Below are 26,231 nucleotides of genomic sequence, written 5' to 3' on the forward strand. Positions count from 1 at the left end.
TTACAGCAAAGATTTCCCTTCCCACTCTTCTTCGGGCAAAACTCCGAGTATCTTCGCGACTGTCGGCGCGATATCCATGATGCTCGCATTTTCAATTGTACCGCCGGGAGCAAATCCGTCTCCCGCCGCGAACAGCGGGATCGTCATATCTTCGGGCATCTCAGTGCCGTGGCTGCGCTCGTGTCCGCCGTGGTCGGCGGTCACAAAGACCGTATAATCGCTTGGCAGAGATTTGATTATCCGCTCGATGCAAATCCAGCTCTCGTAAACCGATCGCATGTATTCGTCGGTCATCCAGCCGAAATTATGTCCGGCTTCATCGGTGAAACCCAAATACAAAAAAGCAAAATCGGGCGAATATTTACGCATGTATTCAACCGCATCGTCGGTGATGCAGATATTTGCCTTTTCGTAAGACATGATATGGCCGGAATAAAAACAAGCATGGGCGAGGGCGTCGGGTCTGTTGAGATCGCGAAGTTCCTCCCAGTCGTAAAACATTGCGGAAATCTTTTTATTGGCGCGCAGGACGTCGAAAAGGCCTTTGATCGGACGGACCTGCGGCACATAAAGATTGGTGGTTACCCCATGTCTTTGCGATGTCACGCTGTGAAATAAAGACATATGGCAAGGAAGCGTGACCGACGGCATAACCGTTCTTGCTTCGGCGGTATAACTTCCCCTATTTTGAAGTTCTTTGATAAACGGATGCGGACACTTCGCAACCGCATCCGGACGCATTCCGTCAACCAGAATCAGCAGTACTTTCTTACTCATTAGTAAAAATTCCTTTCGCCGAATCCGCACAAAAAATACCTCTGTTTTCAGGATGAAGATACGGATTTCATTTGAAAATTTTAGTTCTTTTTGTCAAAAATGTCAAGAACCCGACAGGTGCCAAAATAGCACCTGTCAGTTGCCGGATCCGGTGATTAAATAATACTTCAGCATTGCGAAGGCCTCACGAATCCAGAAGGATTGCTGCAATAAATACGGGCTTCCGGAGCAATAAGGAGTGCTGTCGAGCCCAGCGTGTTTGGCATAAAGGGCACTGCGGTATTGATGAAACCGGTCGGTGATAATCACTACTTTATTGCCAAATCCGTTTATTTTGAGAATTTCCGCGCTTAAATTGAGATTTTCGTGGCTGTCGGTCGATTTATCCTCCATGAGAACTCGGCTTGCGGCAATTCCCTTTTCGACAAGATATTGCTTCATCACGTCAGCTTCGGTCCGATCGCTGTTGCTGTCCTCGCCGCCGCTGACAATACAGGTGATGCCGGGATGAACATTTAAAAATTCCACCGCTGCATTGAGTCGATATTGCAACAGCAATTGCGGACGATCACCTTCGATGCCGCCGCCCATTACAATTACGGCATCGGGATTGGCAAAAGTCGCAACATAAGAACCGCGGGCGACAATAGCCATCATCACCAGCATATATGCCGCGCCGACGCAAAAGACCGACCAAAAAAAGATCTTTACGGGTAGATAGGCCTTTTTCAACAGCTTTCTCGCCACAGGATTGATGAACGGAAGCGCAATGAAGAAAACGCCGAGTATCGCAGGAAACCACACACCGATGTTGATTAATCCATAGACGAAATACGGGAGCAATGCGAATACGGTTAAGAATAAGCCGAAAATAATGGATATAACTTTTAAATTCTTTTTCATATGTTTTGTTGCCTTTTCTTTGAAAAAGTTGTTTCATTAAGATTTTATCATAAATCTGCGGCGTTGCCAAGCAAATAACGGTGTGGTATAATTGCCACAAATCCTGCAGAGGTAAGTATTTGTTTTAAACCTCTGTGAAAGTGTGATGTTAAAAATGAACAGCATATTGGAAAAAGTTTGTGCGCAAAGAACGGAAAAACGCATTGAAAACCCCTTAAAAATCGCGTTTTTAGGCGACAGCGTGACCCACGGATGTTTTGAAACATGGGAGACAAACGGCCAATTTGACGGCTCCGTAGATTATGAAAACGTCTATCATGCGCGTTTAAAACGGATGCTCGATATTGTGTTTCCGAAATGCCCCGTCACAATCATCAACGCGGGCATCGGAGGGGATAACACCGCCGGAGGACTTGCCCGCGTTCAAAAAGATGTGATCGACCACAACCCCGACATCGCGATTGTCTGCTACGGGTTAAATGATGTTGGCGGTGGGATGGTGGGACTGGAAGGTTATAAAAAGAATCTTTCGCTCCTGTTCGGACGTCTTCAAGCCGCCAAAATCAAGACGATTTTTTTGACACCGAACATGATGTGCACTTCGGTTTCGCCCGAATATCCCAAGGGCGGCATCTGCGCCAAAGCGGCCGCTTCTTGCAGCCGCCTGCAGACCGAGGGCGTGATGGATTTATATATGGAAGACGCAAGGCAGGTCAGCCGTGAAAATGAAGTCGAATTGTGCGACTGCTACGCCGATTGGAAAAAGCTCGAACAAGCCGGTGCGGACATCACCTCGCTGCTCGCAAACCACATCAACCACCCGACCAGAGAGATGCATGCGCTTTTTGCCGCACGGCTTTTTGAAACGCTGGTATTAGAATAATTAAAAAATCCGCTCCACCGAATTAAACAGTGGAGCGGATTTTTATATCAACCAAGCGGAACCGTGACGGGCTTGAACGAACAAATCTTTTCCACATTTTCTTCACTGAACAGTGCGCCGGGAATGCTTGCGAAACAAACATATCCGTCGGTTTCCCAATATATATGGTAATTTGTCGGAATGCCATCAGGACCCGTAGAGTTAGCGGAATAATAAAACTCTGCTTGCTCGGCATTTCCGAGCGGTTGTAAATTGGAATTTTCAATATCCCAAGCAAGTGCCGCGCCTGGGATTTTTGATTTTGCTGTACACCATTGCAAGATAATCATGTTTTTCGCACTGAAAGCCGAATAGTCTTCGGAGGGTGAACTTTTATCACTGCTTGTAGTCATTTCGCTTGGAATCGAACTTTCAACTTTCGTAACATATGGTGACTGAGGATGCGATATTGATTCAAAAGCGGCCCGAGCGGAACTTCTGATCTTATCGAGATAATCGATCAAATCATCGGTAACATAAGTGTAAGAACCATATACCGTCCAGATTTCAACACTGCTTAAATGAAAACCATACGGCGGAGTGAAGGTCGGTTCATAGATTGCAATTTGATTATCCTTAATAAAGTTTTGGATTTTTACTCCGTTGATCTCTTTCTCGGCTGAATTTTGTTTGAGATAATCCAATAATTCTTGTGTTGTTTTAAAATAAGTATGATCATAAGAAGGTTCTGTTGCTTTTCCAACTGAGGACTCGGGAGAAGTTGTGGTCTCGAATGACGAATACTCGGGTGAGTTTGTGGTCTCGGATGTCATGGGTTCGGTAGAGGTTGCGACCTCGGGAGTGTTGGCAAAACTTTGGCAAGCCAGCAAAAGGAAAATAACCATCAGAATTGAAAAGACAGTTGATACTCTTTTCATAATGTCCTCCTTTTCATATGATTGCGGTGAATGTAAATGTTTTTCTCTAAGATTCTTACAATTACAGATTATACCAAAACGTCCATTCCATTTCAAGAGCTCATTATGTTTTTTCGATGAATATTTACAGTTATCCGACTCTTAAACACAGACGAATTAAACAAATCAACTGTGTGACGAAATCACTTTTTCGGCACGGCTTTCTCGTCTTTCAGGGTTTACATCGGAATGGGATCGTGGTACAATGTAACATGGGTTCGGATGGGATAAAATCCGCCCGATTATGGTTCGGAGGTTAACATCATGCTGGAAAATAAAGCGGTTGTCGAACAAAAATGCGAACAGATCATCGATACCCTGATCGCAATCGGCACCGAAGGTACCAACATCCTGCTCAATATGAACATCTGGGACTGGTCTCAGGGCGTCGGCCTTTACGGCATCTATAAATATTATAAATACAGCGGCGAAAAAAAATATCTTGATTATTTAATCGAGTGGTTTGACTCCAAAATGCCCGACGAAGACAAGATCATGAAAAACGTCAACACCATGGCGCCGCTTTCGACCATGGCGCACCTCTATGAAGAGACGGGCAACGGAAAATACCGTGACTTCTGCATCCGCTGGGCCGAATGGGTGCTCCATGATATGATCCGTACCGATGAGGGCGGGCTTCAACATCTGACCATCGACTCGCTGAACACCCAACAGCTCTGGGCCGACACGGTGTTTATGACCGCGCTCTCGATGGCGAAAATCGGCCAGATCACCGGAAATCAGGCCTACAAAGACGAAGCCATTAAACAGTTTTTAATTCACATCAAATATCTCCAGGACCCCGAGACCGGGTTGTTATTCCACGGCTGGACCTTTGACGGGCACCACAACTTCGGCAAGGCGCTCTGGTGCCGCGGCAACTGTTGGTTCACGGCGGCTTCGATCGACATGACCGAATATATCGAAATCCCCGAGCCGGACAAGACTGCGATTTTAAACGGCTATCGTAAACAATGCGCAGCGCTCAAAAAATATCAGGACGAGTCCGGCCTGTTCCACACGCTGGTCGACGACCCAACCGCATATCTCGAGAGTTCGGGTTCTGCCGGTTTCATCTATGGGTTGCAAAAAGGCGTCGCATCTGGCGTGCTCGACAGCAGTTACAAAGCTGTCTGCGACAAGGGTTTGGAAGGTCTCTGGAACGAAATCGGCCCCGACGGCATTGTCAAAAACGCCTCTTACGGCACGGTTGTGCATATGACCAAGGATTATTATAAACAGATCCGCCTGACCTCCACCGGCTACGGCCAGTCGCTGACGCTGCTGGCGCTGACGCAATATCTCAGCGGACTCAAGAAATAGCATGTTTTGGACAAGACAGCAATACATTGACCTAATGACCTTCAAAGGCGCACCTCGCCCCATGTTTATCGAGATTTTCGGGAAACTGATTGGGCTCGATGAAGAATGGGCGGCACAAGGTGCGACCGACGCCGAACGCGACCTTTCGGCTTTCAATTTCGACTGGGTAAACCGCGTACAAGCCGGCATCAACTGCGGATTGATGGACCCGTACGAGGAAAAAGTGCTTGAAAAAGGCGACGGCTATGTGATTTCGCAGGATGCGATGGGACGCAAAGTCAAGCTCTGCACCGCCACCGCGACGATCCCCCTGCCCTTGTCTTATCCCGTCACCGATTTCGACAGCTGGCTGAAAATCAAGCCGAAGTTTCAGTTTGACGAGAAACGCATCGACATAGAAGCAGTGAACACAGCGGCAAAAGCACGTGAACATGATGCGCTGGTGCATCTGGATGTTCCCGGCGGATTCGATATGCCGCGTGAATTAATGGGCGAGGAAAACCTGTGCATCGCCTATTACGACGAGCCGGAACTGATTCAGGATATGCTCGACACTTGCGCCGACACCACGTTGAAAGTGTTGGAACGGTTGGAAGGCAAACTCGTCGTCGACAATCTGTTCGTGCACGAAGACATGGCCGGAAAGAGCGGCCCGTTAATTGGTCCGTCGTTATTTGACGAATTTGTCAAGCCGTATTACGAAAAAATATGGACGGCGGCAAAGTCCATGGGCACCGCGATCTTTTCCCAAGACAGTGACGGAAACATGAATCCGTTGATGAAAAACATCGCCGAGAGCGGCATTAACGTGTTTTATCCGATGGAACCCGGCTCCGGAATGGACATCGTCGCTTGCCGCAAACAGTTCGGAAACCGCCTCGCATTCAAAGCAGGAATCGATAAATATGCTCTGCGCGGAACCAAAGAGGATATTCGCCGCGAAGTTGAATACAAAGTCGGATCTCTCAAAAACGATCTCGGCATCGCATTTGGGCTCGACCACCGTATCCCGAACGGCGTTCCGATTGAAAATTATCGCTATTACGTCTCGTTAGTCAAGGAGATTCTCGGAATCCCGATGACCGAAGCGGGAAAATGGACCCGGATGGGGTTTTAAATCTTAATTTGTTTGCCCGACGAAGGGCAGAAAGTGCGAATCAACCATGGAAAAGGATTACTCAAAAGTACCGAATACCGTCGCTCATCTCGGCGACGATTATACCCAGTACCTCGGAGCCGTCGTGCCCCCGATCTTTGAAAACACCTTGTTTACGCGCAAGGAAAAGAGTTTCGGTTACGTTTACACCCGCGTGGACAACCCGACCGTCAAGGTTACCGAACAGAAAATCGCCCAACTTGAAAAAGGAAATCACGCGTTGTTGTTTGCCTCCGGTATGGCGGCGATTACAAGTTCATTAATGGCGTTGTTGTCCTCGGGCGACCACGCGGTTGTCGTGCGAAGCGTCTATGTTCCGGTCAAAGCCTTTTTTGATACCACGCTTTCTCCGCGTTACAATATCGGCGTGACCTATGTGCACGGCGACGATTTAAACGAATTTGAAGCGGCGATTCAACCAAATACGAAAATCATTTATCTTGAAAGCCCGTCTTCGAACATCTTTTTGGTGCAGGACATCGCCGCGATCAGTAAACTTGCGCATTCCAAAGGCATCAAAGTGCTGATTGACAACACCTGGGCGACGCCGTATTTTCAAAATCCGCTCGAATTGGGCGCGGATGTTGTGATGCATTCCGCCAGTAAATACCTCGGCGGACACAGCGACATTATCGCGGGCGTCATCGCTACCAAAGACCCCGAACTCAGCACCTTCGGCTGGAACGAGCGCACTACCTACGGCGCTTGCGTCGATCCGATGAAGGCCTGGCTGCTGACCCGTTCACTGCGCAGTTTTCCGCTGCGTATGGAACAACATTGCAAAAACGGCTTGAAAGTCGCAAAATTCCTCGAACAGCATCCGATGATTGAACGGGTATATTATCCGGGACTCGAGAGCGATCTGGGTTATAAACTCGGTAAAAAACAGATGCGCGGTTACTGCGGTCTGATGTCGTTTATCGCCAAAGCCCCAAAAGAAAAAGTCCTTCAGGCGTTGAAATCGCTGCAGTACTTCGAAGAAGGACCGAGCTGGGGCGGATATGAGAGTTTGTTCAACTTCCCGGGCGGCGGCGAACCCGAAAAGCTCGCCGAAATTGATATCCCGTCAGGACTGTTTAGAATCTCGGTCGGTCTCGAGGACGCCGATTCCCTGTGCGGAGACCTCGACAACGCCTTAAACACATTGAAATAACAATCTCTGAAAGGCGTTTCATGTCAGTTGATTTTTCACTAAAAAGCAAAGTCGCCATTGTCACCGGATGCAGTGCCGGGATCGGAAACGGCATCGCAAAAGGGCTGGCAGAAGCCGGCGCAGAAATCTATGGTGTGTCTTCTCGCGGGGAGTTCGCCGAGATCAAAGAAGCGGTTGAGGCCCGCGGCAGACGGTTTGAGGGTCGGAAAGCTAACCTGATGACCGTTGGACCCATAGAATCCATTATCAACGATTGTATCACGAAGTTCGGACGCGTCGACATTCTTGTCAACAATGCCGGTATTATCCGCCGTGAGGATGCGATCAACTTCTCCGAGAAGGACTGGGATGATGTGATGAACATCAACCTCAAAACCGTCTTTTTCTTTTCACAGCGCGTAGCAAAGGAGTTTATCAAACAGGGCAGCGGCAAGATTATCAACATCGCATCGATGCTCTCCTATCAGGGCGGCATTCAGGTTCCGTCCTACTGCGCCTCCAAAAGCGGCGTCAAAGGCATCACGATGGAACTCGCCAACGAATGGGCAAAATACAACATCAATGTCAACGCCATCGCCCCCGGGTACATCGCAACCAACATCACCGCACCGCTCTCCGACGATGCAGAGCGTTCGGCCGACATCCTCGCCCGAATTCCTGCAGGCCGCTGGGGCACTCCTGAAGACGTCGCCGGAGTTGCGGTATTCCTGGCTTCTTCCGCTTCCGACTATGTCAACGGCTTCACGGTTGCGTGCGACGGCGGCTGGTTAGCGAGATAAAAGTCCTATACTTGAAAGTCCAACCACCTTCAAGTTCATTTTATATCATTTCAAAGGAGTGTTTTTATGTCAACCAATTTCTCTCTCAAAGGCAAAGTCGCGATCGTCACCGGCTGCGAAGTCGGTCTCGGCTACGGCATGGCAAAGGGTCTCGCCGAAGCGGGCGCGGACATCTACGGTGCTTCTTTCCCCGGTGATTTCGCCGAGATCAAAGCGGCAGTCGAGGCCTGCGGCAGACGGTTTGAAGGCCAAAAGGCCAATCTGATGTCCGTCGAGCCGATCGACGAAATCGTTTCCGACTGCGTTGCCAAGTTCGGCCACGTCGACATCCTCGTCAACAACGCGGGCATCATCCGCCGTGAGGATTCGATCAACTTCTCTGAGAAGGACTGGGACGACGTGATGAACATCAACCTCAAAACCGTCTTCTTCCTGTCCCAGCGGGTCGCCAAAGAATATATGAAACAGGGCGGCGGCAAGATCATCAATATCGCGTCGATGCTTTCTTATCAGGGCGGCATCCGCGTTCCGTCTTACTGCGCATCCAAGAGCGGCGTCAAGGGCATCACGATGGAACTTGCCAATGAGTGGGCCAAGTTCAACATCAACGTCAACGCAATCGCCCCGGGGTATATGGCCACCAACAATACTGCTCCGATCCGTGCCGACGCCGAGCGCGAAGCCAGCATCCTTGCACGCATTCCGGCAGGCCGCTGGGGCACTCCTGACGACGTCGCCGGTGTCGCGGTATTTTTGGCTGCACCCGCTTCCGACTATGTCAACGGCTTCACAGTCGCCTGTGACGGCGGCTGGCTGGCTAGGTGATTTTTCAAATCACCATGTAGTTTGACCCTTACGGGCCAAACATCCCGCCCTTAATGAAAGGAATGTTATAATTATGTTGGAAATCAGACATTGTTCCCATCCCGATGACGCAAAATTATTGACCACCGACGAACTGCGCGAGCGGTTTTTGATTGAAAACCTGTTCAATGCCGACGAGATCAAGATGGTCTATTCGCATTACGACCGTTATATCATCGGCGGCTGCATTCCGGTCAAAAAGACCCTGAAGATCGAAGAACCGGAACTCAAGACCGAGTATTTCCTCGAGCGCCGCGAAATGGCATTCTTGAACACCGCGGGCGGCAAAGCCGTAATCACGGTCGAGGGCCAGAAATATGTGTTGAACAACAAAGACGCACTGTATGTCGGTAAAGGCAACAAGGAAGTCACCGTCGCCAGCGAAGACGCGGCAAACCCTTGCAAGCTCTATTTCGTCTCCTGCACGGCGCATATGGCTTACCCCACAGTACTGATTGACATCACCAAGGCAACGCCGACCCATATGGGCGACAAAGCTAACTGCAACGAGCGCACGATTTATAAATACATCCATGCCGACGGTATCGCAAAGAGCTGCCAGCTGATGCTGGGCGTCACGATTCTCGAAAAGGGCAGCATCTGGAACACCATGCCGGTGCACACCCACGACCGCCGCATGGAGGCCTATCTCTACTTCGACCTCAGCCCTGAAAACGTGGTATTCCACCTGATGGGCGAACCGACCGAGACCCGCCATTTGGTCATGAAAGACCACGAAGCCGTGATCAGCCCGAACTGGTCGATCCACTCTGCGGCGGGTACCTCGAATTACGCCTTCTGCTGGGCTATGGCCGGTGAGAACTACACTTTTACCGATCAGGACTTTATCAAGCCCGTTGACATGAAATAAAGGATAGCAATATGAATGATTTATTAAAACTTATCGGCGAATACGGTCTCGTACCCGCTATCGCGTTAGACGATGCCGACACTGCGGTGCCTGTGGCAAAAGCGCTGGTCGCGGGCGGCCTTCCGGTCGCCGAAATCACCTTCCGCACCTCTTGTGCAACCGAGTGCATCCGCCGCATCGCCAAGGAAGTTCCCGAAATCATCCTCGGCGCGGGCACGGTTCTGACCGTGGATCAGGCGAAAGAAGCCGTCGATTGCGGCGCAAAATATATTGTCGCACCCGGTTTTAATCCAAAAGTCGTCAAGTGGTGCATCGACAATAACATCCCGGTCATGCCCGGCGTCTCCGGCACCGCAGAAATCGAAGCGGCGCTCGAAATGGGGCTGACTGCGGTCAAGTTCTTCCCTGCCGAACAGATGGGCGGCATCGCGTCGCTCAAGGCGTTCGCGGGCCCCTATACCCAGATGAAGTTTTTGCCGACCGGCGGCGTGAGTGAGAAAAACATCGCAGATTATCTGGCGCTGCCGAACGTCCTTGCCTGCGGCGGCTCGTTCGTCATTGACAAAGCTGCGATCAAGGAGGGCAACTACGCCAAAATCACCGAACTGACCAAAACCGCCGTCAAAGCGATTTTAGGCTATCAGATCGCCCATGTCGGTATCTACACCAAAGACGACGCGCAGACCGAATCGGTCAAGGCGTTTCTTTCGATGACGTTCGACTTGCCCCAAACAAAAGGCTTTGTCGGCACCGAGTTCGAGGTTATGACCCCCTATCTGGCGGAAAAAGGCCATGTCGCCATCGCGACCAACAGCACCGAACGCGGCGTGCGCTATATGACCGACAAAGGCATCAAGTTCAACCCGGATGGCATGAAGTATAACGACAAGGGCAAGCTGAACGCGGCTTACCTCGATATCGACCTGAACGGCTTCACCCTGCACCTGCTGCAGAAAAAGTTTTAGGGGGATTTTCGAAATGGCTAAAATCGTCTGTTTCGGCGAGATCATGCTTCGGCTCTCGCCTCCGAATTATCAACGGTTCGTCCAATGCGACAGTTTCGATGCGCTCTACGGCGGCGGAGAAGCGAATGTCAGCGTCAGTTTGGCCAACTTCGGCCTTGATGCGGCGTTTGTGACCAAGGTTCCGTCGCACGAGATCGGACAGGCAGCCGTCAACGAGCTGCGCCGCTACGGTGTCGATACCTCCATGATCGTGCGCGGGGGCGAACGACTCGGCATCTATTACTGCGAAAAAGGCGCCTCACAGCGTCCGTCTAAAGTCATTTATGACCGCAAATACGCCTCCATCGCAGCGGCGGATCCGTCCGAATTCGACTGGGAAAAAATTTTCGCGGGTTGTGCATGGTTCCATTTCACCGGTATCACCCCTGCCCTGTCCGACAACTGCGCTATGGCTTGTCTGGACGCGGTCAAGGCCGCGAAGAAGCTCGGCGTCAAGGTCAGCTGCGATCTGAACTTCCGCAAAAACTTATGGTCAACCGAGAAGGCCGGCAAAGTCATGGGCGAGCTGATGAAGTATGTGGACCTGTGCATCGCCAACGAGGAAGATGCGGACAAGGTCTTCGGAATCAAAGCTCCGAATACTGATGTCAGCGGCGGCAAGCTGAGCCACGAGGGCTATAAATTCGTCGCGGCGGAACTTTCCAAGCGGTTCGGCTGCGAAAAAGTCGCAATCACTCTGCGCAGCTCCAAGTCGGCAAACGACAACAACTGGGCCGGAATGCTTTATGACGGAAAAGACTACTATTTCTCCAAGGACTACGACGTGCACATTGTCGATCGGGTTGGCGGCGGTGACAGCTTCGGCGGCGGGCTGATCTACAGCATTTTGACCGGAATGAGCAGCGCCGATGCGCTCGAGTTCGCGGTTGCGGCTTCCTGCCTGAAGCACGCGGTCGAAGGCGACTTCAACCACGTCTCGGTGGCAGAGGTTAAAGCCCTCGCGGGCGGCGACGGCAGCGGCCGGGTTCAGCGGTAAAATACATGATTTTATAAGGCGGGGATATCTCCGCCTTTTCAATTTCCAACCAGTCCGAGATCCTTTGAAACCTATTGTCAAATAAGTGCGGTTCAGAAGAACAAAATTCTTTTTCCTCTCCGGGGTTGCACGATATGCAAAAACATCGTATAATGATACATATTACGGCGATAATTTTGCCATCGGGAAATGAGGAAAAGCAGAAATGGAAAGAGTTTATAATTTTTCGGCGGGACCGTCTATGCTGCCGCTCGAAGTCCTTCAAAGAGCACAGAGCGAGCTGGTCAGTTATGGTACCAGCGGTATGTCGGTGATGGAAATGAGCCATCGATCTAAGGACTATGAAGCTATTATACAGACCGCCGAGGCCGATTTGCGCACCTTGATGGCAATCCCCGACAGCTATACCGTGCTTTTTTTACAGGGCGGCGCGTCGCTGCAGTTTGATATGATCCCGATGAACCTGATGACCGGATCTAAAAAGGCCGATTTCGTGGTGACCGGGCAATGGGCCAAACGCGCCGTCGAAGAGGCCTTGAAATTCGGCACGGCGAATGTGGTCGCCAGTTCTGCAGACAAAGTTTTTAATTATATCCCCGACCTTGACTCAAAGACCTTTTCCAAGGACGCGGATTATTTTCATATCACATTGAATAACACCATCTACGGCACCCGGTTTACAAAATTGCCCGAAGTCGGGAATATTCCGCTTGTTGCGGACATGTCTTCGTCGATTCTCGCCGAGCAGGTTGACATCACCAAATTCGGTCTGTTATATGCCGGGGCGCAAAAAAACCTCGGCCCGGCGGGCGTCACGGTTGTGATCATCCGTAACGATTTAATCGGGCATGAGCCGGAGAACACGCCGTCCATGCTATCCTACGCGATCCATGCTAAAGACAAATCGATGTTCAACACCCCGCCGACTTATGCGATTTATGTGATGGGGTTGGTATTCAAATGGATGCTCGAGCGCGGCGGAGTAGCCGTGATGCAGAAAATAAACGAGAAAAAAGCCGCTATTCTTTATAATTACCTCGATAACTCGAAGTTGTTCCGAGGCACGGTGGCCAAAAAGGACCGCTCGCTGATGAACATCCCGTTCGTGCTGCCGACCGAAGAGCTTAATGAGAAGTTCATCAAACTGGCCAAGCAGGCCGGATTTGTCAACCTCAAGGGCCACCGTACCGTCGGCGGCATGCGCGCGAGCATTTATAACGCGATGCCGGTCGAGGGCGTTCATGCTTTGGTTGACTTTATGGATAAGTTCGAAGGGAGAGAGTTTGAAAAATAAGTTTTTCAAACTCGGAGTTTGGCCTTTCCAGGGCCAAATATCCCTAAATTAATGAGAAAGTGGTAATCTAAATGTATAAAATTCAAACACTCAACGCCATTTCGGACAGCGGGCTAAGCAGACTGACGCCGCTCGAATTTGAGGTTTCTCCCGATACAAAAGAACCCGCCGGCATCATTCTGCGCAGTTTTGACATGAACTCGATGGAGCTTCCCAAATCGCTGCTGGCGGTTGCCAGAGCGGGCGCGGGTGTCAATAATATACCGCTCGAAGAATGCGCCAAGCGCGGCATCGTGGTCTTCAACACGCCGGGTGCAAATGCCAATGCCGTCAAAGAGCTCGTCGTCGCAGCAATGTTGTTGTCCTCCCGCAAGATCGCTGACGGCGTCGCATGGGCGAAAACACTGACTGATTCGGAAGATGTTGCAAAAGCTGTTGAAAAAGGCAAAGCGCAATTTGTCGGACCCGAAATCAAGGGTAAAAAGCTCGGCGTCATCGGCCTCGGGGCCATCGGCGCGCAGGTTGCCAACACCGGTTATGCACTTGGGATGCAGGTCTCTGGCCATGATCCGTTTTTGAGCGTCGACGCAGCTTGGAGTTTGTCGCGCGCCGTAAAGAAAGCCGCCTCAATCGAAGAGTTAATCTCGACCAGCGACTATATCAGTTTACATATTCCTTACACCGAAAAAACCAAAGGCATGTACGGAAAAGAGCTTTTTAATGCCACTAAAAAAGGCGCACGGCTGTTGAACTTTTCGCGCGGGGAACTCGTGGATACCGACGCGCTTGCAGACGCCATCGCCGACGGCACTATTGCCTGTTATGCCACCGATTTCCCGTCCAAAGAAGTGCTTTCGCTGCCGAATACCCTCTGCATTCCGCACCTGGGGGCTTCGACGCCCGAATCCGAAGACAACTGCGCCGAGATGGCCGCTGATGAGATGGTGAATTACCTCCGTTACGGTATCATCCGCAACTCGGTCAACTTCCCTGCCTGTGAGGTGCCTTACAGCGGAAAAACACGCGTCACGATCTGCCACAAGAATATCCCGAACATGGTCAGCTCGATTACCTCTATCATCTCCGGCGACGGGCACAATATTGACTATATGTCCAACCAGAGCCGCGGCAACTGGGCTTATACATTGATCGATATTGACAACGGTCTCACTGACGACGAACAGCTGTTAAGTCGGATTCTGGGCATCGTCGGCGTAACCGGTGCAAGAATTATCAAAAAGGCATAATTTTATCAAAGGGGGAGATGCCATGCCGGAGATTATCAAGTGTTATCGACAGAAAGTACCCGCCGCACGGTTTATCGGCGTTAAATACGGCGACGGAGACCGCGTGAATGGGGGTTTCGGGGTAAAATGGAGCGAGTGGTTTCAAAACAACCGTTTTGCTCCGCTTGAAACATTATGCACGTCGGAATTCTCAGGCGAATATGAAGACGGCGGCGCTTATATCGGGCTGATGCGGTGCAGGAACAGCGAGCCATTTGAGTATTGGATCGGTATGTTTCTCCCTGCTGAGACAGCGGTTCCCAACGGATATTCCTTTCACGATTTCCCCGCCAAAGACCTCGGCGTCTGCTGGGTCAAGGGCAAAGAGGATACAGTTTATTGCCAAGAAGATCTATGTTGTAAACAACTTGGAGCCGACGGCATGAAGATTGTAAATGACGAACAGGACGCATGCTGGTTTTTTGAGCGGTATGCATGCCCGCGTTTTACCACGCCGAACGAAACCTGCGAGGTTATTCTCGATATCTGCTTCTTCATCACCGAATAAATGCATTTTAAAAAATATAAGTCCATTTTATCACCGCATAACGGCATGAACATTTACCGCGGCTGCCAGCACGGGTGCATCTACTGCGACAGCCGCAGTTTGTGTTATCAATTTACCCACGATTTTGAGGACATCGAAGTCAAGACCGGTGCGCCGGAACAACTGGAAAGCGAATTATTACGAAAACGCAGCCGGAGCATGGTCGGAACCGGTTCGATGTGCGACCCGTATATCCCGCTTGAAAAAGAGCTGGAATATACCCGCCGCTGTCTTGAAGTGATTGACCGTTTGGGCTTCGGGCTTGCGATTTTGACGAAGTCCGACTTGATTCTGCGCGATCTCGATTTATTAAAAAGCATCAACGAAAAGGCCAAATGCGTGGTTGAGATCACGCTGACGACTTTCGACCAAAACTTATGTAAAATCCTCGAGCCGAATGTCTGTACGACAAAAAGGAGGTTCGAAGTGTTGAAAATCCTGCGCGATTACGGTATTCCGACGGTGGTTTGGCTGTGTCCTCTGCTGCCTTTCATCAATGACACCGAGGAAAATCTGCGCGGAATTCTATCGTATTGCTTTGAGGCCAAAGTTAAAGGTATTATCTGTTTTGACATCGGTGTGACGCTTCGAGACGGTGACCGCGAATACTTTTTCGCCGCGCTCAACCGCCATTTCCCGGGGATTATGCAGAAATATATTCAAAAATTCGGGCTTGCCTATTCCTGTGTCAGCGACAACAGCCCGGCGCTGATGAAGATTTTTCATCATGAATGCGAAAAGCGCGGTATCATGCACGATGTGGGACAAATTTTTAAGTATATGAACACATTGGAAGAGAATGACGAGCAGTTGACGTTGATATAATCAATCCCAAACACAAACGAGGCAGTCTTGCGACTGCCTCGTTTGTGTTATCTCCCTAGGTATGGCCGTTGGAACGGAGGCGGATGCTCACGCCTCCGTTCCGCTTATATGACCGCGTTTTTCGTCGTTTTGTTACAAGAGATGTTTATTTTTTTATCTTGTTGGTGTATGATGGAAATAGGAGGATTGCTCAGATATAAACTTAACGCTTTCTGTGAAAGGATACACGATATGACCGACTTGAAAACCATCATGGCCTGCGAAAACAATTTGATTTGTCACTGTGCAAACCTTGTCAAGACCTCGTTTGCGCATCTTTTCTATTCCGATACCAATAAGAGTTCGCACGACTGCAACCATGCGGTGATTTCCGATTTTTCCGACCCGGAGACGACACTGGCGGTAATTGAGGCATTTTATTACAGCAAGGCGGTCACACCGCGCATCTTTTTCGGCGGTTTTGAAAACGAGCGGGAACTGCTGACGCCAACGCTTGAAAAGCGCGGTTGGACAATCGAGATCATCGACCGAAAATTGATGTTCTGGGGCGGCGGCGAGCCCAAAGAATATACTTCCCCTGCTTTACAGATCACACATAAAGAACACTTTGACGATGAGATTTATAATCTGTTTTTTGCCCATGACGGCGGCGACTGGTGCGCGCTGGCAACCCGCGACTGCATGAATTACGGAAGCATCGATGTGTTTGTGGGGCGTGAAAAAATCGGCGCTCTCTCCGGTGAACAGAGCGCGGCTTCGGTCAGCATCGAACACGATAAAATTACCGATCTTGCTTTGGTGCAGGATGTTTTTACCCTGCCGCAGTTTCGGGGCAAAGGATATGCCCGGGCCATGATGAGCGCAGCGATGCGTTATCAACTCGGGCATTACAATAATAAAGATATCTATTTGTGGGTGGAAAACCCGATTGCGATGCGGGTTTATGAGGACATCGGATTTATCTATTCCAAAGAAACAGTGGATGTCTGGTTCGCTTATAAACGGCCTTAAGTGCGATTAAAAATCGATTTCTTCTTTTTCACCGTTTTTACTTCGGCCTTGTCTTCTTTTAACCACCCGATGATTTTCGGCGCTAAGATATTCATTGCATCCCTATAACCGAGTTCGTATTTATCGCGCAGATAGGAATGGGTGAAATTCATCGCCGAGATGCCTTTGACCGGTTCGATGGAACGGCTTGGAATGATGTCGATGACCTCGCGCTCGGACGTTGATGGGATGGTCTTGACCTGCGACGCCTCCCGCAGATGTACGCCGATGAGAATATCGAGCTCCTGATCCAAAAGGGGCTTGAAAGGCGTGCCGTCGGCATTTTCCTCCGGGGAACCGGGTGCTGCGATGCCGCCGTCACAGTATCGAATATCGTCCATTACAATCGGCTCAAACACAAACGGAATCGCAGCCGAAGCCAGCGTGCAGTCGACCGCGCGTTTATAATCGCAGTCGTTGAGGTGAAAATATTCGGGCTCATACTTCTCGCAGTTATAAGCGCAGACATAATAGTCTCGCTCGTCGCGCCACAGCGGTGCGATGTCGCAGGACTTTTCGATGAAATTTTTAACGCCCTCAAGCGTAAAAGCCGTTTGGTTTCCGGCAGCTATGTAAGAGATCGCCGAATGAAAATCGGGAAAGCCGCGTCCGGTGTTGACGAATTTTAAAAACTCTCTGCGTTTTTCGGAGGGAACTCTGCCGTTCTTAAACATGAACTCCGCTACGTCCGTTTCGTTCCATAGGTTGTAACAGAATGTCGGATCGCCGGTTGCAAATATCAGCGTGTTCAGCGCGCCGATGGAAGTTCCGGACACCGCTTTGATCTTGTCGTGCAAATCAAGGTCGTAAAGAGCTGCGATCACGCCGCCCTGATAAGCGCCTTTTGCGCCGCCGCCCGATAACACAAGGCCGATTCTGAGCTCGTTAAAAACCTTTACTTTGGATTTATCCAGCATCCGGCTTACCTCCTCACTTCAACAGCATGAGTATGGCTGCCTCCCCGGCTGCAAGCTTTTTGCGGAAGCTGTAATACTCACCGTTATGCTCATATTTTTCTTCGCATCCGTCCAGCGTGATTCTTTGATATTGCTCGGGGTTCGGAATAAATACAGTGATGTCCTCAGCGTCGTCCGGTGAGAAATTCACGATCAGCACGATGTCTTTTTCGGCGTCGGAAAACACCTCGGGGAACAGATAGGTCCCGCCGACCACGCAGGGCACCGTCGCTTTACAGGAGGCGATTACACCGAACAGGATATCGCGGTAAACCGGCGTCAAAAGGACGGTTGGCATTGTATCGGGCGACGAGAACGGAAAAACCAGACATTTGGATCCGGTCAGCGCAATGCCGTTGCCGACCGCTTCGCCCATATAATTCTTGGCTTCTGTGATTAAATAGGGCTTTTCGCTGTATTGGATGTTGAAATAACTTTCGCCGTTGCCGACCCTGGCCTCGGGAATTCCGGCGTATTCGACGTTATTGACGACTTGATGATAAATTGCCGGGCCTGCGTCGCCGGTCTGCCGTTTGCAGTCGGTGATCAAGGCCAGTTTTCCGAGTCCCATCTCGAAAAGGGTATTCGCCGCTTCGCCGTCGACCAGCACAAAATTGTGGGCGAATAATTTCTTAATTGCGTCGGCGGACAGAGAACGGAAGTACTGCCCTGAGAACGCGACGATCTCGTTATTGATTTCAGCGGTTTTGACATAACGGCACGGGATACCGAAAGCAGATAAAAACGAGAACCAAAAGCTTTGGTCGGGATAGAGTTCTTCCATACGCTCGCCTTTAGAGGTGTGCAGCGTATAGGAGGCCTTCTCGCTGATCGGGACGCAGACGCCTTTGCGCTGCATATTCTTAAGTCCAAGCGCTGTAATGCGGTCTAAAACCGGCTTTGCCTGTGCAAGAACTTTATCGTATTCGTATTCCTTGATGATGACATCGCCCATCATGTCGAAGAGGTTCAGCGTCATGCCGTCTGCCGGAAGCAAAACCGAGGTTAAAAGCTGCGCGTTGATCATGGCGCGGGATTTGACGAAACGGCCATGTGGGAAGCCCTCGAGCTCGGGGTAGATCAGAGTTTCGGACGGGCAATCCGCAACCGTTTGGCAGCTGTGCGCACAAAAATTCCATTGATATTGCGCCATCGTTGCATCCTGATAAGACGGCAGATGGGGCCGGCTGACCGGTGTGTTTTCACCTGCGAGACCTTGCAGAATACCGCCCCAGTCGCGGCCTTCGGCGCAGTGGACTTTGGGTGCGGAACTCATCAGACCGACTTTGGTCTCGGGCGAAACCGCATGTACGGCAGCTCCGATTTTCTCGGCCAGTCCCCGCATGGTCTCACGGGAGACGTCGAGCCAGATTTTGCGGTAAAGACCCGGTTCTCCGGGTGCGAGCACACCCGCGACAAATTCCTCGCGGGTTAAAGCCTTCCCTGCACGCTCGGAGTAGAGCTGCATATGCCGGTCGCAGAAGCACCCGCCCCATTCGAGCGGCGCGTGGTTGTGCAGACGGAAATCGTCCTCGACCCAGATCGTATCGGGGTTGATTGAGGCATAATAGGCGTACATCTCGCAGATATATTTTTGAAACTCGGGATCAGCCGGGCAAGCGACCGCAGAGGCCTTTTGCCCCCACGGATCGGTCATTGTACCGAACATATTAAAATCCCATAGCTTGCGGCCCCGGTCGGTGTGCAGCGTCGTGATCCAAGGGTTGATTGAGGTCTTTACGCCGATTTCGGCTAGTTGCTCCCCCGCCCTTTGGATCGCCTCGAGCCACGGCTTTGTCTGTTCAATCGAAATATGCCCGCGGTTGAGCTGTTCGCAGTTGATATGGAACATCACATTGTCGATTTTAGCGCTTTGGCAGAACTCGAGCAGCCGCGCAACGGCTTCTTCTTCGTGAAAACCCGGCGCGACGCAATAGCGCAAAATATACTGATAACCCATACTCATCCCGCTTTACTTTTTTATTTAATTTCAATCATCTGGTGGCAGGTGAATTTATCAACAGTATAACACAGGGCGCCGTTTTGATAAGTAAACGGAATCTCCTTGCCCTGTGGCTGCAAGATAACCGACTTCGGCGCTGTCGGAAGTTTGATCTCGACGGTGGTGTCGCAGATCGGAAGCAAATCCTCGATGATTTCGGTGTTGGTGCCCCGGACAGTGGTGTGCGCGAACAGGATATGATTGATGAGCGAATCGCCCTTTTTACGCAGTGTGACAATCCCGCGGTCGGGTAAATTGGTCTTGAGAGTCTTTTCTTTGCCGATCAGCGCTTCGATCACGGCGACGACCAATTCTTTGCATTGTAATGCACCTTTGGTCGCATAGTCGGAAAAGATCTCCCAGCCGATATAGGCGGTGTTCCTGGTCAGAGACGCGCCCGGGCCGACATCGACCGGATCGTTCGGCGTATGGGCATGCGAACAGAAATGCGTTGCGGTGCGGTTGAAATAGGGATTCTGGACAGCAACGAATTCGGTTGCGCCCGCTGACTCGAACTTATGGTTTTTACCATACATCAACAGAACGCCGTTGTTGGTCTTGAGCTGGTCGTGACTGCTCAGATAAGTCGATGAAAATTCGTTTTCACCGAGGTATTTGACTCCGAGATCGACCGCGAATTCGTCTTTGTCGACAGCTAAGCAACTTGTGCCGGAAGCCAGCAGTTTACCGCCGTTTTTGAGATATTGATTCAGTTTCGCCGCAACCGCAGGGGTCACTCTTCCGCAGTCGGGCATGACAAGCAGTTTGAATTTTGAAAAGTCCTCTTCGGTATCGATGACGCTGTAGAGATATTTCCCCTCGAGCAGCATCCGATTTGCTCCGATGTCGGCAGTTCTCGGAACGCTCTTTCCGGCACAGACCCCCACGGCTTCTGAAGACAGCAGTGCGACATCAGCCACCGCATGAGTCTCTTTGAGCCACGGTTCTTTTTCTTTGAGTTCGCTGTATGCGGCGCCCACAAGTTTATAAGTGGACATGTCCATTTTCCCGAGCGGATGCAGTTGGTCACCGATTGAACTGCCGGCGCCGAGCGCCGCCGAGAGCGAGACCTCGTAACGAAGGGCGTTCGGATGCTTGAACCCTCCGAATTCGCCCCAGCTCTTATGAAATTTTCCGGTCATGCCGAGGTATTCTTTACCCAGCGTCTCGGCATAGAGCGCTGAGAACGGGAAATCATCATAACCCCAGCCGCCGGTCGGCAGGGATTCGAGTTCGAGATGAGTCTGGGTATTTGCCAGATCACGGCGACCGCAGTGAAGATGACCGAAATTGTGAAAGACGGCGATGTTTTGATCGACCGAATCGACGGTCTCACGGACTCTGCGGGCATAATTGGCGTAGACATCCTCGGCCTGTATCATTACGTCTTCGGGATTCGTGACATCAAGCCCTTTTTTCTTCATATCCGCGCGGCAGCGGCTGCAATAACAGGGTTTCGGCGCACAGATATCCAGGAAAATTTCGACCGGATGATACCGCTCGCCAACTTCTTTTACCTGTGCCAAAAGCACGTCCAAATAATCGGTATTGAAGCACATCCAGTGATAACCCGGCAGGTCAAAACTCTTGCAGAAAAGCAAGCTCTCGTCGCCATTGCGCGCTAGCCATTCAGGATGGCGTACCGCTTCTTTTTCATCGAGTCCCGCCGAGATATAGATCGGAGTGCGCACATCTATTTCGTTACAGGCCTCGAGCTGAGCGCCGAGCAGGTCGAACTTCAATTTCGGGTGCATGATATTGGCCTTGGTCGGGTGATAACACCAGCCGTGATGGCACTTTGAAAACAGCGTAATCGAATCGACGCAGCCAACTTGCAGCGCCTCCTGAAATTGCTTTCTATCAAACTTTCCCCCGACGTCCGGAACGCATTCGGATGTGTGAAAATCAAGGTGAATCTGGCGGAATTTCATGGTAACACCTTTCTGTTGTTTTTTATTTTATTTTGTCAGCATGTTATTTTTTAATTCAAAAGTAAAAGTAAAACTAAACAAATGTAACAACAAACACCATATTCTTCACTACTCACAATTACTCTTTACTTGACTGTATAGTAGCCGTGTTCGAGGCAAAGCGTCGCGGCGGCTTTTGTTTTTTCATCGCCCTCGAGGGATTTGGTAATAAAATCGGGGTGGTCGCGCACAAAGTCCAGCATCGACTTGATCGGATCTGCAATATAAGCCAATACAAAATCCAATTGTCCCTGATCGATGAGATTATAATCAAAAGCCTCGCGGAAAAAAGCTGTGTCAATCTCGCACATTGAAAAAGGCGGAATGCCAAGCGTAACCAATCGGTCACTCCCGCCCTGTCTGCGGTCAATGATGTTATAGACGGCTGCGGCAGATGCACCCGCCTCGTTGATTGCGGGCAGCCAGACACGGTTATAAGTATTTCCGCCCCCGATGATATCACTGACCAACAAGATCTTTTTCCCCATAATACCGTCCTGCTCGGTGCGGTTATCACTATAGAGTACGATCTTTTTATCGTCAAAAATCATCGCGTGTGGAAGTCCCATCCTCTGTGCGATTGGGATCGAAAACAGCCAGCCGTTATTCGGACTCCCTGCCACCGCATTCGCCTTTTGGCAGGAGAGTTCGGACGTCAGGAAATCTACTGAACGGTCGATCACCGTCCGGTAAGCCTGTGACCGTTCCAACATTTGCTTGCATAATGTCCCGAGCGTCCGCGTAATCAGCATCGGGCTGTCGGAGGCTGTATCGGCAAGCGCCGTCGCCGAAGCAGCCGCATCGTCGTTTTCCAGAATGCGCTGCGTACGGATTTTAACGGCGGCAAGTCGTCCGGTCGGACGCCAAAATGGCCGGTCCGGCTGAGCAACACAGACGACACCGCTATTAAATAAAGTTGAGATGATCTCTTTTTTACGCGCCATGTATAAACCTATTTATTCCTCTCTGCGGGTATTGCGAAGAGATGCGCGCGACTGCCGAAGGTCGTTGAGTCCCTTTGTGAATTCGTCTTCAGTGCGTTTTAAAATGTTGTCGGCAAAAACAACTGCGCCTTGCTTGACTTCCCCGGCTTTGTATTCGGCGTCACTGATGATATTTTGAGCCAGTTCCTTGGCATCATGCACAATCCGCTCTTCCATGATGAGTTTTTTTGCGCGCTCCTCAGCGGAGGTGATGATCGATTCGGCTTCGCGCTTGGCGGAAGTGATGATATCGCTTCGGTCGGCGACGATTTTTTGCGCCTGGCCGATCTCCTCGGGCAGACCGTTTCGAATATCCTCCAGCAATTCGCGCACTTTCGCCGCATCGACGACGCTGCGGCCTCTTGACAACGGCAGATCCCAGGCCTTGTCAAGCAAGTCATGGATCTCGTCAATGATGTCTTCGATACTGAGCTGTTTTTCTGACATAAGATGCAATTCATCCTTTCACGAAGGTCGGAAATTCCCGCCGGTTATTATTCTATGTATAAAGCTAATTCTTTTTCTTTTCGGCATTAAAGGCAGCACAGACACAAGGGGGAACAAATTCACAAGTGTCACCGCCGAAAGCGGCCAGCTGCCGCACCATCGAAGACGACATATATAAATAATCGAGCTTAGTGGTTAAAAACACCGTATCACCATCGGGATAGAGTTTTTTATTGGTTAATGCCAACTGAAACTCATTTTCAAAATCTGTCATCGCGCGCAGTCCCCTGACGATCGCCAGTGCTTTTTTCTGCCGGGCATAATCGGCGGTAAGGCCGTCCCAAACATCAACCGAGACATTCGGGATATCGTATATGGCCTCTTTCAGGAACCCCAAGCGCTGCTGCGCCGAAAAATGGCGTTTTTTATCGGGGTTGCTTGCGACCACGACGATGACCTCGTCAAACATCTGAGCAGCTCGCCGGATGATGTCGATATGTCCGTAGGTCACGGGGTCGAAACTCCCGGGACAAATTGCAATCCGTTTCATTATTCGATCATTCTTTCTTTTTTATTATCTTTAATCGGTCATTTTAATTTTTCCTGAGGTAATCCCGATGGCGATAATATGTTGTTTTGATATAGCCATATTTCGCTTGAGAATCCATCACAAAATCCCCTGCGGCTTCCGGAAGGCGTTCCCCTTCGCTGGTTTCGCAATAGATCACACCGTTTTTTTCAATATGCTTTGCCGCGAGCGGCAGCATCTTGTCCAAAATCCCACGGTTAAAAGGCGGGTCGAGCAGAATGATGTCATAATTTTTGTCAGCGGATTTGATAAATCCGAAGGCGTCCGTGCCGAAAATTCCCGCTTTATCGGTAAAGCCGCAGGTCTCCACATTCTTTTTCACGCAGGCAAGCGATGTTTTGGAGTTGTCCACAAAATCGCAATGGGCAGCGCCTCGACTAAGCGCTTCGATACCGAGCTGCCCCGAACCTGCAAAAAGGTCCAGCACGCGCCTGCCCTCTAGTTCAAAATGGAGCTTTGAAAAAACCGCTTCTTTGACCCGTTCCATGGTGGGCTGCATCTCCGGCTCCTCAGTGCTCTTTAGCGGCCTGCGTCTTGCGCTGCCGGCGATCACGCGCATCTTAGTACCCGCCCCTTTCATATGGGTATTATTATACGCGATTATACATTCTTAGTCAATATGTTGGCTTTTCGGGCGCTTATTATTGCAAACCGGCATGCACTTGTTGACCAAAATGACGTCTTCGCCGATTAATGTGATCTCGTTCCAGGCAATAGCAATATCGTCTTCCCGTCCGAAAAGTCCGAGAACTCGGCATCTCCCCGGCAATATCAGCGCGCATACCCGCGCCGTCTCTAGATCGATGTCTATATCGCAGATTCGCCCCAGTTTTTCTCCGTTGTTAATATTCACGACGTCCTTATCCCGCAATTCAAAAAAGCTGCTGATCATCGCTGCCCCTCCCCGCATCCAGATAGTTCATTTTATGCGGGAAGTACACAAAATGTTACTGTCCGTTTCGATTTCCCGCAGCGCGGCAGAGATCGGCGTAATGTCCGCCTTCCGCAATCAGCCGACTGTGGGTTCCGCGCTGGATGATCTCACCGTGCCGCATGACTAAAATCATATCGCTCGACATGATTGTGCTGATGCGGTGGGCGACGACGATGCTTGTGCGCTGGTTTGAAGCTGCGGTCAAAGCGTCTTGAAGAGCGGCTTCGGTTGCCGAATCGATATTCGCCGTCGCCTCGTCCAATACCAGTATGCGTGGCTCAAACGCCACCGCTCGGGCAAAAGCGATCAATTGCCGCTGTCCTGCCGAGAAGGTACAACCGCGCTCTGAGACAGGGCTTTGAATGCCGCACGGAAGCGATTGGATAAAATCGTCGGCATGCACCGTTTTCACGGCTCTGTCGATGTCCTCGTCAGAAATGTTTTCATCGTTGAGACGGATATTATAACCAACATCACCGGAGAACAGGAAGACGTCCTGCATTACGACTGCGACAAGACGGCGCAGCGAAGAGAGGTTGAAGGACTCGATGTTCTTTCCGTCAATCAGAATTTCGCCTTTTTGAATCTTGTAAAACCGAGCAAGCAGCGAAATCACGGTGGTTTTTCCGCTTCCCGTATCGCCTACAATTGCCATTGTCTGACCCGGGAGCACTTTGAACGAAACATCTTTGAGCACCCAGTTTTCCTCGTCATAGGCAAACCAAACATGTTTAAACTCGATTTCGCCCCTGACTTTATCCACTTTTTCGCCGACTTCGATATCCTCCGTATCGGCGGTATTGTCGATGATATCGAAAATGCGCTCCGCAGAAATTAAGGACGACTGGATGTTGGTGAACTGTTCGGCAATGCGCGAAATCGGGTTGATAAACTGTTTGATATAAGTGGTAAAGGCGTGCAGAACGCCGACCAGCAAAACGCCTGTGAACACATCTTTGGCATACACAATGATCAAAACGCCGACTGCGATGTCACCGACCAATCCGAGGAGCGGGTTCGAAAGCGAACGTAAAATCATATCCATCATGCTGAGTTTATAATAACCCTTGGCGAGTTCGTCATACTGTTCGTATTTTTTACTCTGGCTTCCGAACATCTGCACTATGCGCATTCCGATGATGTTCTCGGCTAAAAACCCATTCATGCGCGACAACTGTGCCTTGATTTTAATAAAGATTTTGCGGGCGAGGTAACGATAGATTAATGCGATCGCAATCACAACCGGAATGATGATCATACATGCAACCGCAAGTTTCGCATCCAAAATGAACATCATGGAGATGACGTTGATCACCAGTAAAAACTCGCTGACGAAATTGATGATCACGTCCGAAAACAATTCGGATAGTGATTCGACATCCGAGGAGACACGCGTCAAAATGCTGCCAGAGGCGTTTTTATCGAAAAACCGCATCGACATGTTCTGGATTTTAGAAAACAGCGTCGTGCGCAGCTTGTGCATAATGCGCTGCCCGAGTGAAGCCAAAGCGATGGATTGAATGTACGAGATTGCAACGCCGAATAAAATCACGCCGAGATACAACCCCGCCCAAATCATCAGCGAGTTATAATCGTTCAAACCGGTCATCAGGTTGTTGTCGATGACGCGCTCGAGGATATAGGGTTTTAATGTGACGGTGATGTTTGAGAGAATTGCAAGC

26 protein-coding genes are annotated in these 26,231 nt (G+C 50.4%); 14 read left to right on the forward strand and 12 right to left on the reverse strand.

Features of this window, described 5'->3' with window-relative positions; translation table 11 throughout:
- Positions 1-777, reverse strand: a complete 777-nt coding sequence (locus tag PKH29_04290) for an alkaline phosphatase family protein (GenBank protein ID HNX14053.1) — start codon at positions 775-777, stop codon at positions 1-3.
- Positions 778-912: 135 nt separating this feature from the next.
- On the reverse strand, positions 913-1,680 hold the full coding sequence (locus tag PKH29_04295) for an ElyC/SanA/YdcF family protein (GenBank protein HNX14054.1): 768 nt from the start codon (positions 1,678-1,680) through the stop codon (positions 913-915).
- 154 nt (positions 1,681-1,834) lie between these two features.
- Here PKH29_04295 and PKH29_04300 point away from each other — a divergent pair, with 154 nt between their 5' ends.
- Positions 1,835-2,563: a GDSL-type esterase/lipase family protein gene (locus PKH29_04300; GenBank protein HNX14055.1), complete on the forward strand. Its 729-nt coding sequence runs from the start codon at positions 1,835-1,837 to the stop codon at positions 2,561-2,563.
- Between the two features lie 47 nt (positions 2,564-2,610).
- Here PKH29_04300 and PKH29_04305 read toward each other — a convergent pair whose 3' ends face one another.
- Positions 2,611-3,480: a hypothetical protein gene (locus PKH29_04305; protein ID HNX14056.1), complete on the reverse strand. Its 870-nt coding sequence runs from the start codon at positions 3,478-3,480 to the stop codon at positions 2,611-2,613.
- 303 nt (positions 3,481-3,783) lie between these two features.
- Here PKH29_04305 and PKH29_04310 point away from each other — a divergent pair, with 303 nt between their 5' ends.
- The 13 genes from PKH29_04310 to PKH29_04370 all read left to right on the forward strand — a co-directional run bounded on the left by PKH29_04310 (position 3,784) and on the right by PKH29_04370 (position 16,629).
- Positions 3,784-4,842, forward strand: coding sequence for a glycoside hydrolase family 88 protein (locus PKH29_04310; GenBank protein ID HNX14057.1), 1,059 nt, complete (start codon positions 3,784-3,786; stop codon positions 4,840-4,842).
- 61 nt (positions 4,843-4,903) lie between these two features.
- Entirely contained in the window at positions 4,904-5,959 is a 1,056-nt protein-coding gene (locus PKH29_04315; protein ID HNX14058.1) for a uroporphyrinogen decarboxylase family protein, read from the forward strand.
- A gap of 46 nt (positions 5,960-6,005) precedes the next feature.
- The gene (locus PKH29_04320) at positions 6,006-7,151 is read left to right on the forward strand and encodes an aminotransferase class I/II-fold pyridoxal phosphate-dependent enzyme (protein ID HNX14059.1); all 1,146 of its coding nucleotides are present in this window, start codon (positions 6,006-6,008) and stop codon (positions 7,149-7,151) included.
- A gap of 20 nt (positions 7,152-7,171) precedes the next feature.
- Positions 7,172-7,930 carry a 2-dehydro-3-deoxy-D-gluconate 5-dehydrogenase KduD gene (gene kduD / locus PKH29_04325; GenBank protein ID HNX14060.1) on the forward strand — a complete coding sequence of 253 codons (759 nt, stop codon included), beginning with the start codon at positions 7,172-7,174 and terminating at the stop codon, positions 7,928-7,930.
- A gap of 66 nt (positions 7,931-7,996) precedes the next feature.
- Positions 7,997-8,755, forward strand: coding sequence for a 2-dehydro-3-deoxy-D-gluconate 5-dehydrogenase KduD (gene kduD / locus PKH29_04330; GenBank protein HNX14061.1), 759 nt, complete (start codon positions 7,997-7,999; stop codon positions 8,753-8,755).
- A gap of 76 nt (positions 8,756-8,831) precedes the next feature.
- Entirely contained in the window at positions 8,832-9,665 is an 834-nt protein-coding gene (gene kduI / locus PKH29_04335) for a 5-dehydro-4-deoxy-D-glucuronate isomerase (GenBank protein HNX14062.1), read from the forward strand.
- Between the two features lie 11 nt (positions 9,666-9,676).
- The gene (locus PKH29_04340; GenBank protein HNX14063.1) at positions 9,677-10,630 is read left to right on the forward strand and encodes a bifunctional 4-hydroxy-2-oxoglutarate aldolase/2-dehydro-3-deoxy-phosphogluconate aldolase; all 954 of its coding nucleotides are present in this window, start codon (positions 9,677-9,679) and stop codon (positions 10,628-10,630) included.
- Positions 10,631-10,643: 13 nt separating this feature from the next.
- Positions 10,644-11,666: a sugar kinase gene (locus PKH29_04345; protein HNX14064.1), complete on the forward strand. Its 1,023-nt coding sequence runs from the start codon at positions 10,644-10,646 to the stop codon at positions 11,664-11,666.
- A 205-nt stretch (positions 11,667-11,871) separates the two neighbouring features.
- Positions 11,872-12,960 carry a 3-phosphoserine/phosphohydroxythreonine transaminase gene (gene serC, locus PKH29_04350; protein ID HNX14065.1) on the forward strand — a complete coding sequence of 363 codons (1,089 nt, stop codon included), beginning with the start codon at positions 11,872-11,874 and terminating at the stop codon, positions 12,958-12,960.
- Positions 12,961-13,031: 71 nt separating this feature from the next.
- Positions 13,032-14,207: a phosphoglycerate dehydrogenase gene (locus PKH29_04355; GenBank protein HNX14066.1), complete on the forward strand. Its 1,176-nt coding sequence runs from the start codon at positions 13,032-13,034 to the stop codon at positions 14,205-14,207.
- Positions 14,208-14,229: 22 nt separating this feature from the next.
- Positions 14,230-14,754, forward strand: a complete 525-nt coding sequence (locus PKH29_04360) for a hypothetical protein (protein ID HNX14067.1) — start codon at positions 14,230-14,232, stop codon at positions 14,752-14,754.
- On the forward strand, positions 14,755-15,618 hold the full coding sequence (locus tag PKH29_04365) for a radical SAM protein (GenBank protein HNX14068.1): 864 nt from the start codon (positions 14,755-14,757) through the stop codon (positions 15,616-15,618).
- Positions 15,619-15,849: 231 nt separating this feature from the next.
- Entirely contained in the window at positions 15,850-16,629 is a 780-nt protein-coding gene (locus PKH29_04370) for a GNAT family N-acetyltransferase (protein ID HNX14069.1), read from the forward strand.
- On the opposite strand, the gene PKH29_04375 is transcribed toward PKH29_04370, so the two are convergent.
- The 9 genes from PKH29_04375 to PKH29_04415 all read right to left on the reverse strand — a co-directional run.
- The gene (locus PKH29_04375; protein ID HNX14070.1) at positions 16,626-17,585 is read right to left on the reverse strand and encodes a patatin-like phospholipase family protein; all 960 of its coding nucleotides are present in this window, start codon (positions 17,583-17,585) and stop codon (positions 16,626-16,628) included. The two genes, PKH29_04370 and PKH29_04375, sit on opposite strands and share 4 nt — an antisense overlap.
- Before the next feature lie 13 nt (positions 17,586-17,598).
- Positions 17,599-19,584: a hypothetical protein gene (locus PKH29_04380; protein HNX14071.1), complete on the reverse strand. Its 1,986-nt coding sequence runs from the start codon at positions 19,582-19,584 to the stop codon at positions 17,599-17,601.
- A 20-nt stretch (positions 19,585-19,604) separates the two neighbouring features.
- Entirely contained in the window at positions 19,605-21,557 is a 1,953-nt protein-coding gene (locus tag PKH29_04385; GenBank protein HNX14072.1) for a hypothetical protein, read from the reverse strand.
- A 125-nt stretch (positions 21,558-21,682) separates the two neighbouring features.
- Positions 21,683-22,540 (reverse strand): hypothetical protein, encoded by an 858-nt coding sequence (locus PKH29_04390; GenBank protein HNX14073.1) that lies wholly within the window; start codon positions 22,538-22,540, stop codon positions 21,683-21,685.
- A 12-nt stretch (positions 22,541-22,552) separates the two neighbouring features.
- Complete coding sequence (locus PKH29_04395; protein HNX14074.1) at positions 22,553-23,026, reverse strand: ATPase; 474 nt, start codon at positions 23,024-23,026, stop codon at positions 22,553-22,555.
- A gap of 64 nt (positions 23,027-23,090) precedes the next feature.
- Positions 23,091-23,576 (reverse strand): pantetheine-phosphate adenylyltransferase, encoded by a 486-nt coding sequence (gene coaD, locus PKH29_04400; GenBank protein HNX14075.1) that lies wholly within the window; start codon positions 23,574-23,576, stop codon positions 23,091-23,093.
- Between the two features lie 43 nt (positions 23,577-23,619).
- A complete protein-coding gene (gene rsmD / locus PKH29_04405; protein HNX14076.1) occupies positions 23,620-24,174 on the reverse strand; it encodes a 16S rRNA (guanine(966)-N(2))-methyltransferase RsmD in 555 nt (184 codons plus the stop codon).
- Positions 24,175-24,225: 51 nt separating this feature from the next.
- Complete coding sequence (locus tag PKH29_04410; protein HNX14077.1) at positions 24,226-24,507, reverse strand: YlmC/YmxH family sporulation protein; 282 nt, start codon at positions 24,505-24,507, stop codon at positions 24,226-24,228.
- A 55-nt stretch (positions 24,508-24,562) separates the two neighbouring features.
- Positions 24,563-26,231: ABC transporter ATP-binding protein (locus PKH29_04415; protein HNX14078.1), on the reverse strand; the 1,669-nt coding region annotated here is incomplete at its 5' end.

It is taken from the genome of Oscillospiraceae bacterium, from assembly GCA_035353335.1.
Taxonomy (GTDB): domain Bacteria; phylum Bacillota; class Clostridia; order Oscillospirales; family JAKOTC01; genus DAOPZJ01.

Excerpts from the sequence above, each read along its gene's own strand:
- PKH29_04390 (HNX14073.1), bottom strand. The coding sequence starts at position 22,540 with ATGGCGCGTAAAAAAGAGATCATCTCAACTTTATTTAATAGCGGTGTC.
- PKH29_04380 (HNX14071.1), bottom strand. The coding sequence starts at position 19,584 with ATGGGTTATCAGTATATTTTGCGCTATTGCGTCGCGCCGGGTTTTCAC.
- serC (HNX14065.1), top strand. The coding sequence starts at position 11,872 with ATGGAAAGAGTTTATAATTTTTCGGCGGGACCGTCTATGCTGCCGCTC.
- PKH29_04300 (HNX14055.1), top strand. The coding sequence starts at position 1,835 with ATGAACAGCATATTGGAAAAAGTTTGTGCGCAAAGAACGGAAAAACGC.
- PKH29_04310 (HNX14057.1), top strand. The coding sequence starts at position 3,784 with ATGCTGGAAAATAAAGCGGTTGTCGAACAAAAATGCGAACAGATCATC.
- PKH29_04410 (HNX14077.1), bottom strand. The coding sequence starts at position 24,507 with ATGATCAGCAGCTTTTTTGAATTGCGGGATAAGGACGTCGTGAATATT.
- PKH29_04305 (HNX14056.1), bottom strand. The coding sequence starts at position 3,480 with ATGAAAAGAGTATCAACTGTCTTTTCAATTCTGATGGTTATTTTCCTT.
- kduD (HNX14061.1), top strand. The coding sequence starts at position 7,997 with ATGTCAACCAATTTCTCTCTCAAAGGCAAAGTCGCGATCGTCACCGGC.
- PKH29_04375 (HNX14070.1), bottom strand. The coding sequence starts at position 17,585 with ATGCTGGATAAATCCAAAGTAAAGGTTTTTAACGAGCTCAGAATCGGC.
- PKH29_04295 (HNX14054.1), bottom strand. The coding sequence starts at position 1,680 with ATGAAAAAGAATTTAAAAGTTATATCCATTATTTTCGGCTTATTCTTA.
- PKH29_04355 (HNX14066.1), top strand. The coding sequence starts at position 13,032 with ATGTATAAAATTCAAACACTCAACGCCATTTCGGACAGCGGGCTAAGC.
- PKH29_04385 (HNX14072.1), bottom strand. The coding sequence starts at position 21,557 with ATGAAATTCCGCCAGATTCACCTTGATTTTCACACATCCGAATGCGTT.
- kduD (HNX14060.1), top strand. The coding sequence starts at position 7,172 with ATGTCAGTTGATTTTTCACTAAAAAGCAAAGTCGCCATTGTCACCGGA.
- PKH29_04345 (HNX14064.1), top strand. The coding sequence starts at position 10,644 with ATGGCTAAAATCGTCTGTTTCGGCGAGATCATGCTTCGGCTCTCGCCT.
- coaD (HNX14075.1), bottom strand. The coding sequence starts at position 23,576 with ATGAAACGGATTGCAATTTGTCCCGGGAGTTTCGACCCCGTGACCTAC.
- PKH29_04395 (HNX14074.1), bottom strand. The coding sequence starts at position 23,026 with ATGTCAGAAAAACAGCTCAGTATCGAAGACATCATTGACGAGATCCAT.
- PKH29_04370 (HNX14069.1), top strand. The coding sequence starts at position 15,850 with ATGACCGACTTGAAAACCATCATGGCCTGCGAAAACAATTTGATTTGT.
- PKH29_04340 (HNX14063.1), top strand. The coding sequence starts at position 9,677 with ATGAATGATTTATTAAAACTTATCGGCGAATACGGTCTCGTACCCGCT.
- PKH29_04365 (HNX14068.1), top strand. The coding sequence starts at position 14,755 with ATGCATTTTAAAAAATATAAGTCCATTTTATCACCGCATAACGGCATG.
- PKH29_04290 (HNX14053.1), bottom strand. The coding sequence starts at position 777 with ATGAGTAAGAAAGTACTGCTGATTCTGGTTGACGGAATGCGTCCGGAT.
- PKH29_04360 (HNX14067.1), top strand. The coding sequence starts at position 14,230 with ATGCCGGAGATTATCAAGTGTTATCGACAGAAAGTACCCGCCGCACGG.
- rsmD (HNX14076.1), bottom strand. The coding sequence starts at position 24,174 with ATGCGCGTGATCGCCGGCAGCGCAAGACGCAGGCCGCTAAAGAGCACT.
- PKH29_04320 (HNX14059.1), top strand. The coding sequence starts at position 6,006 with ATGGAAAAGGATTACTCAAAAGTACCGAATACCGTCGCTCATCTCGGC.
- PKH29_04315 (HNX14058.1), top strand. The coding sequence starts at position 4,904 with ATGTTTATCGAGATTTTCGGGAAACTGATTGGGCTCGATGAAGAATGG.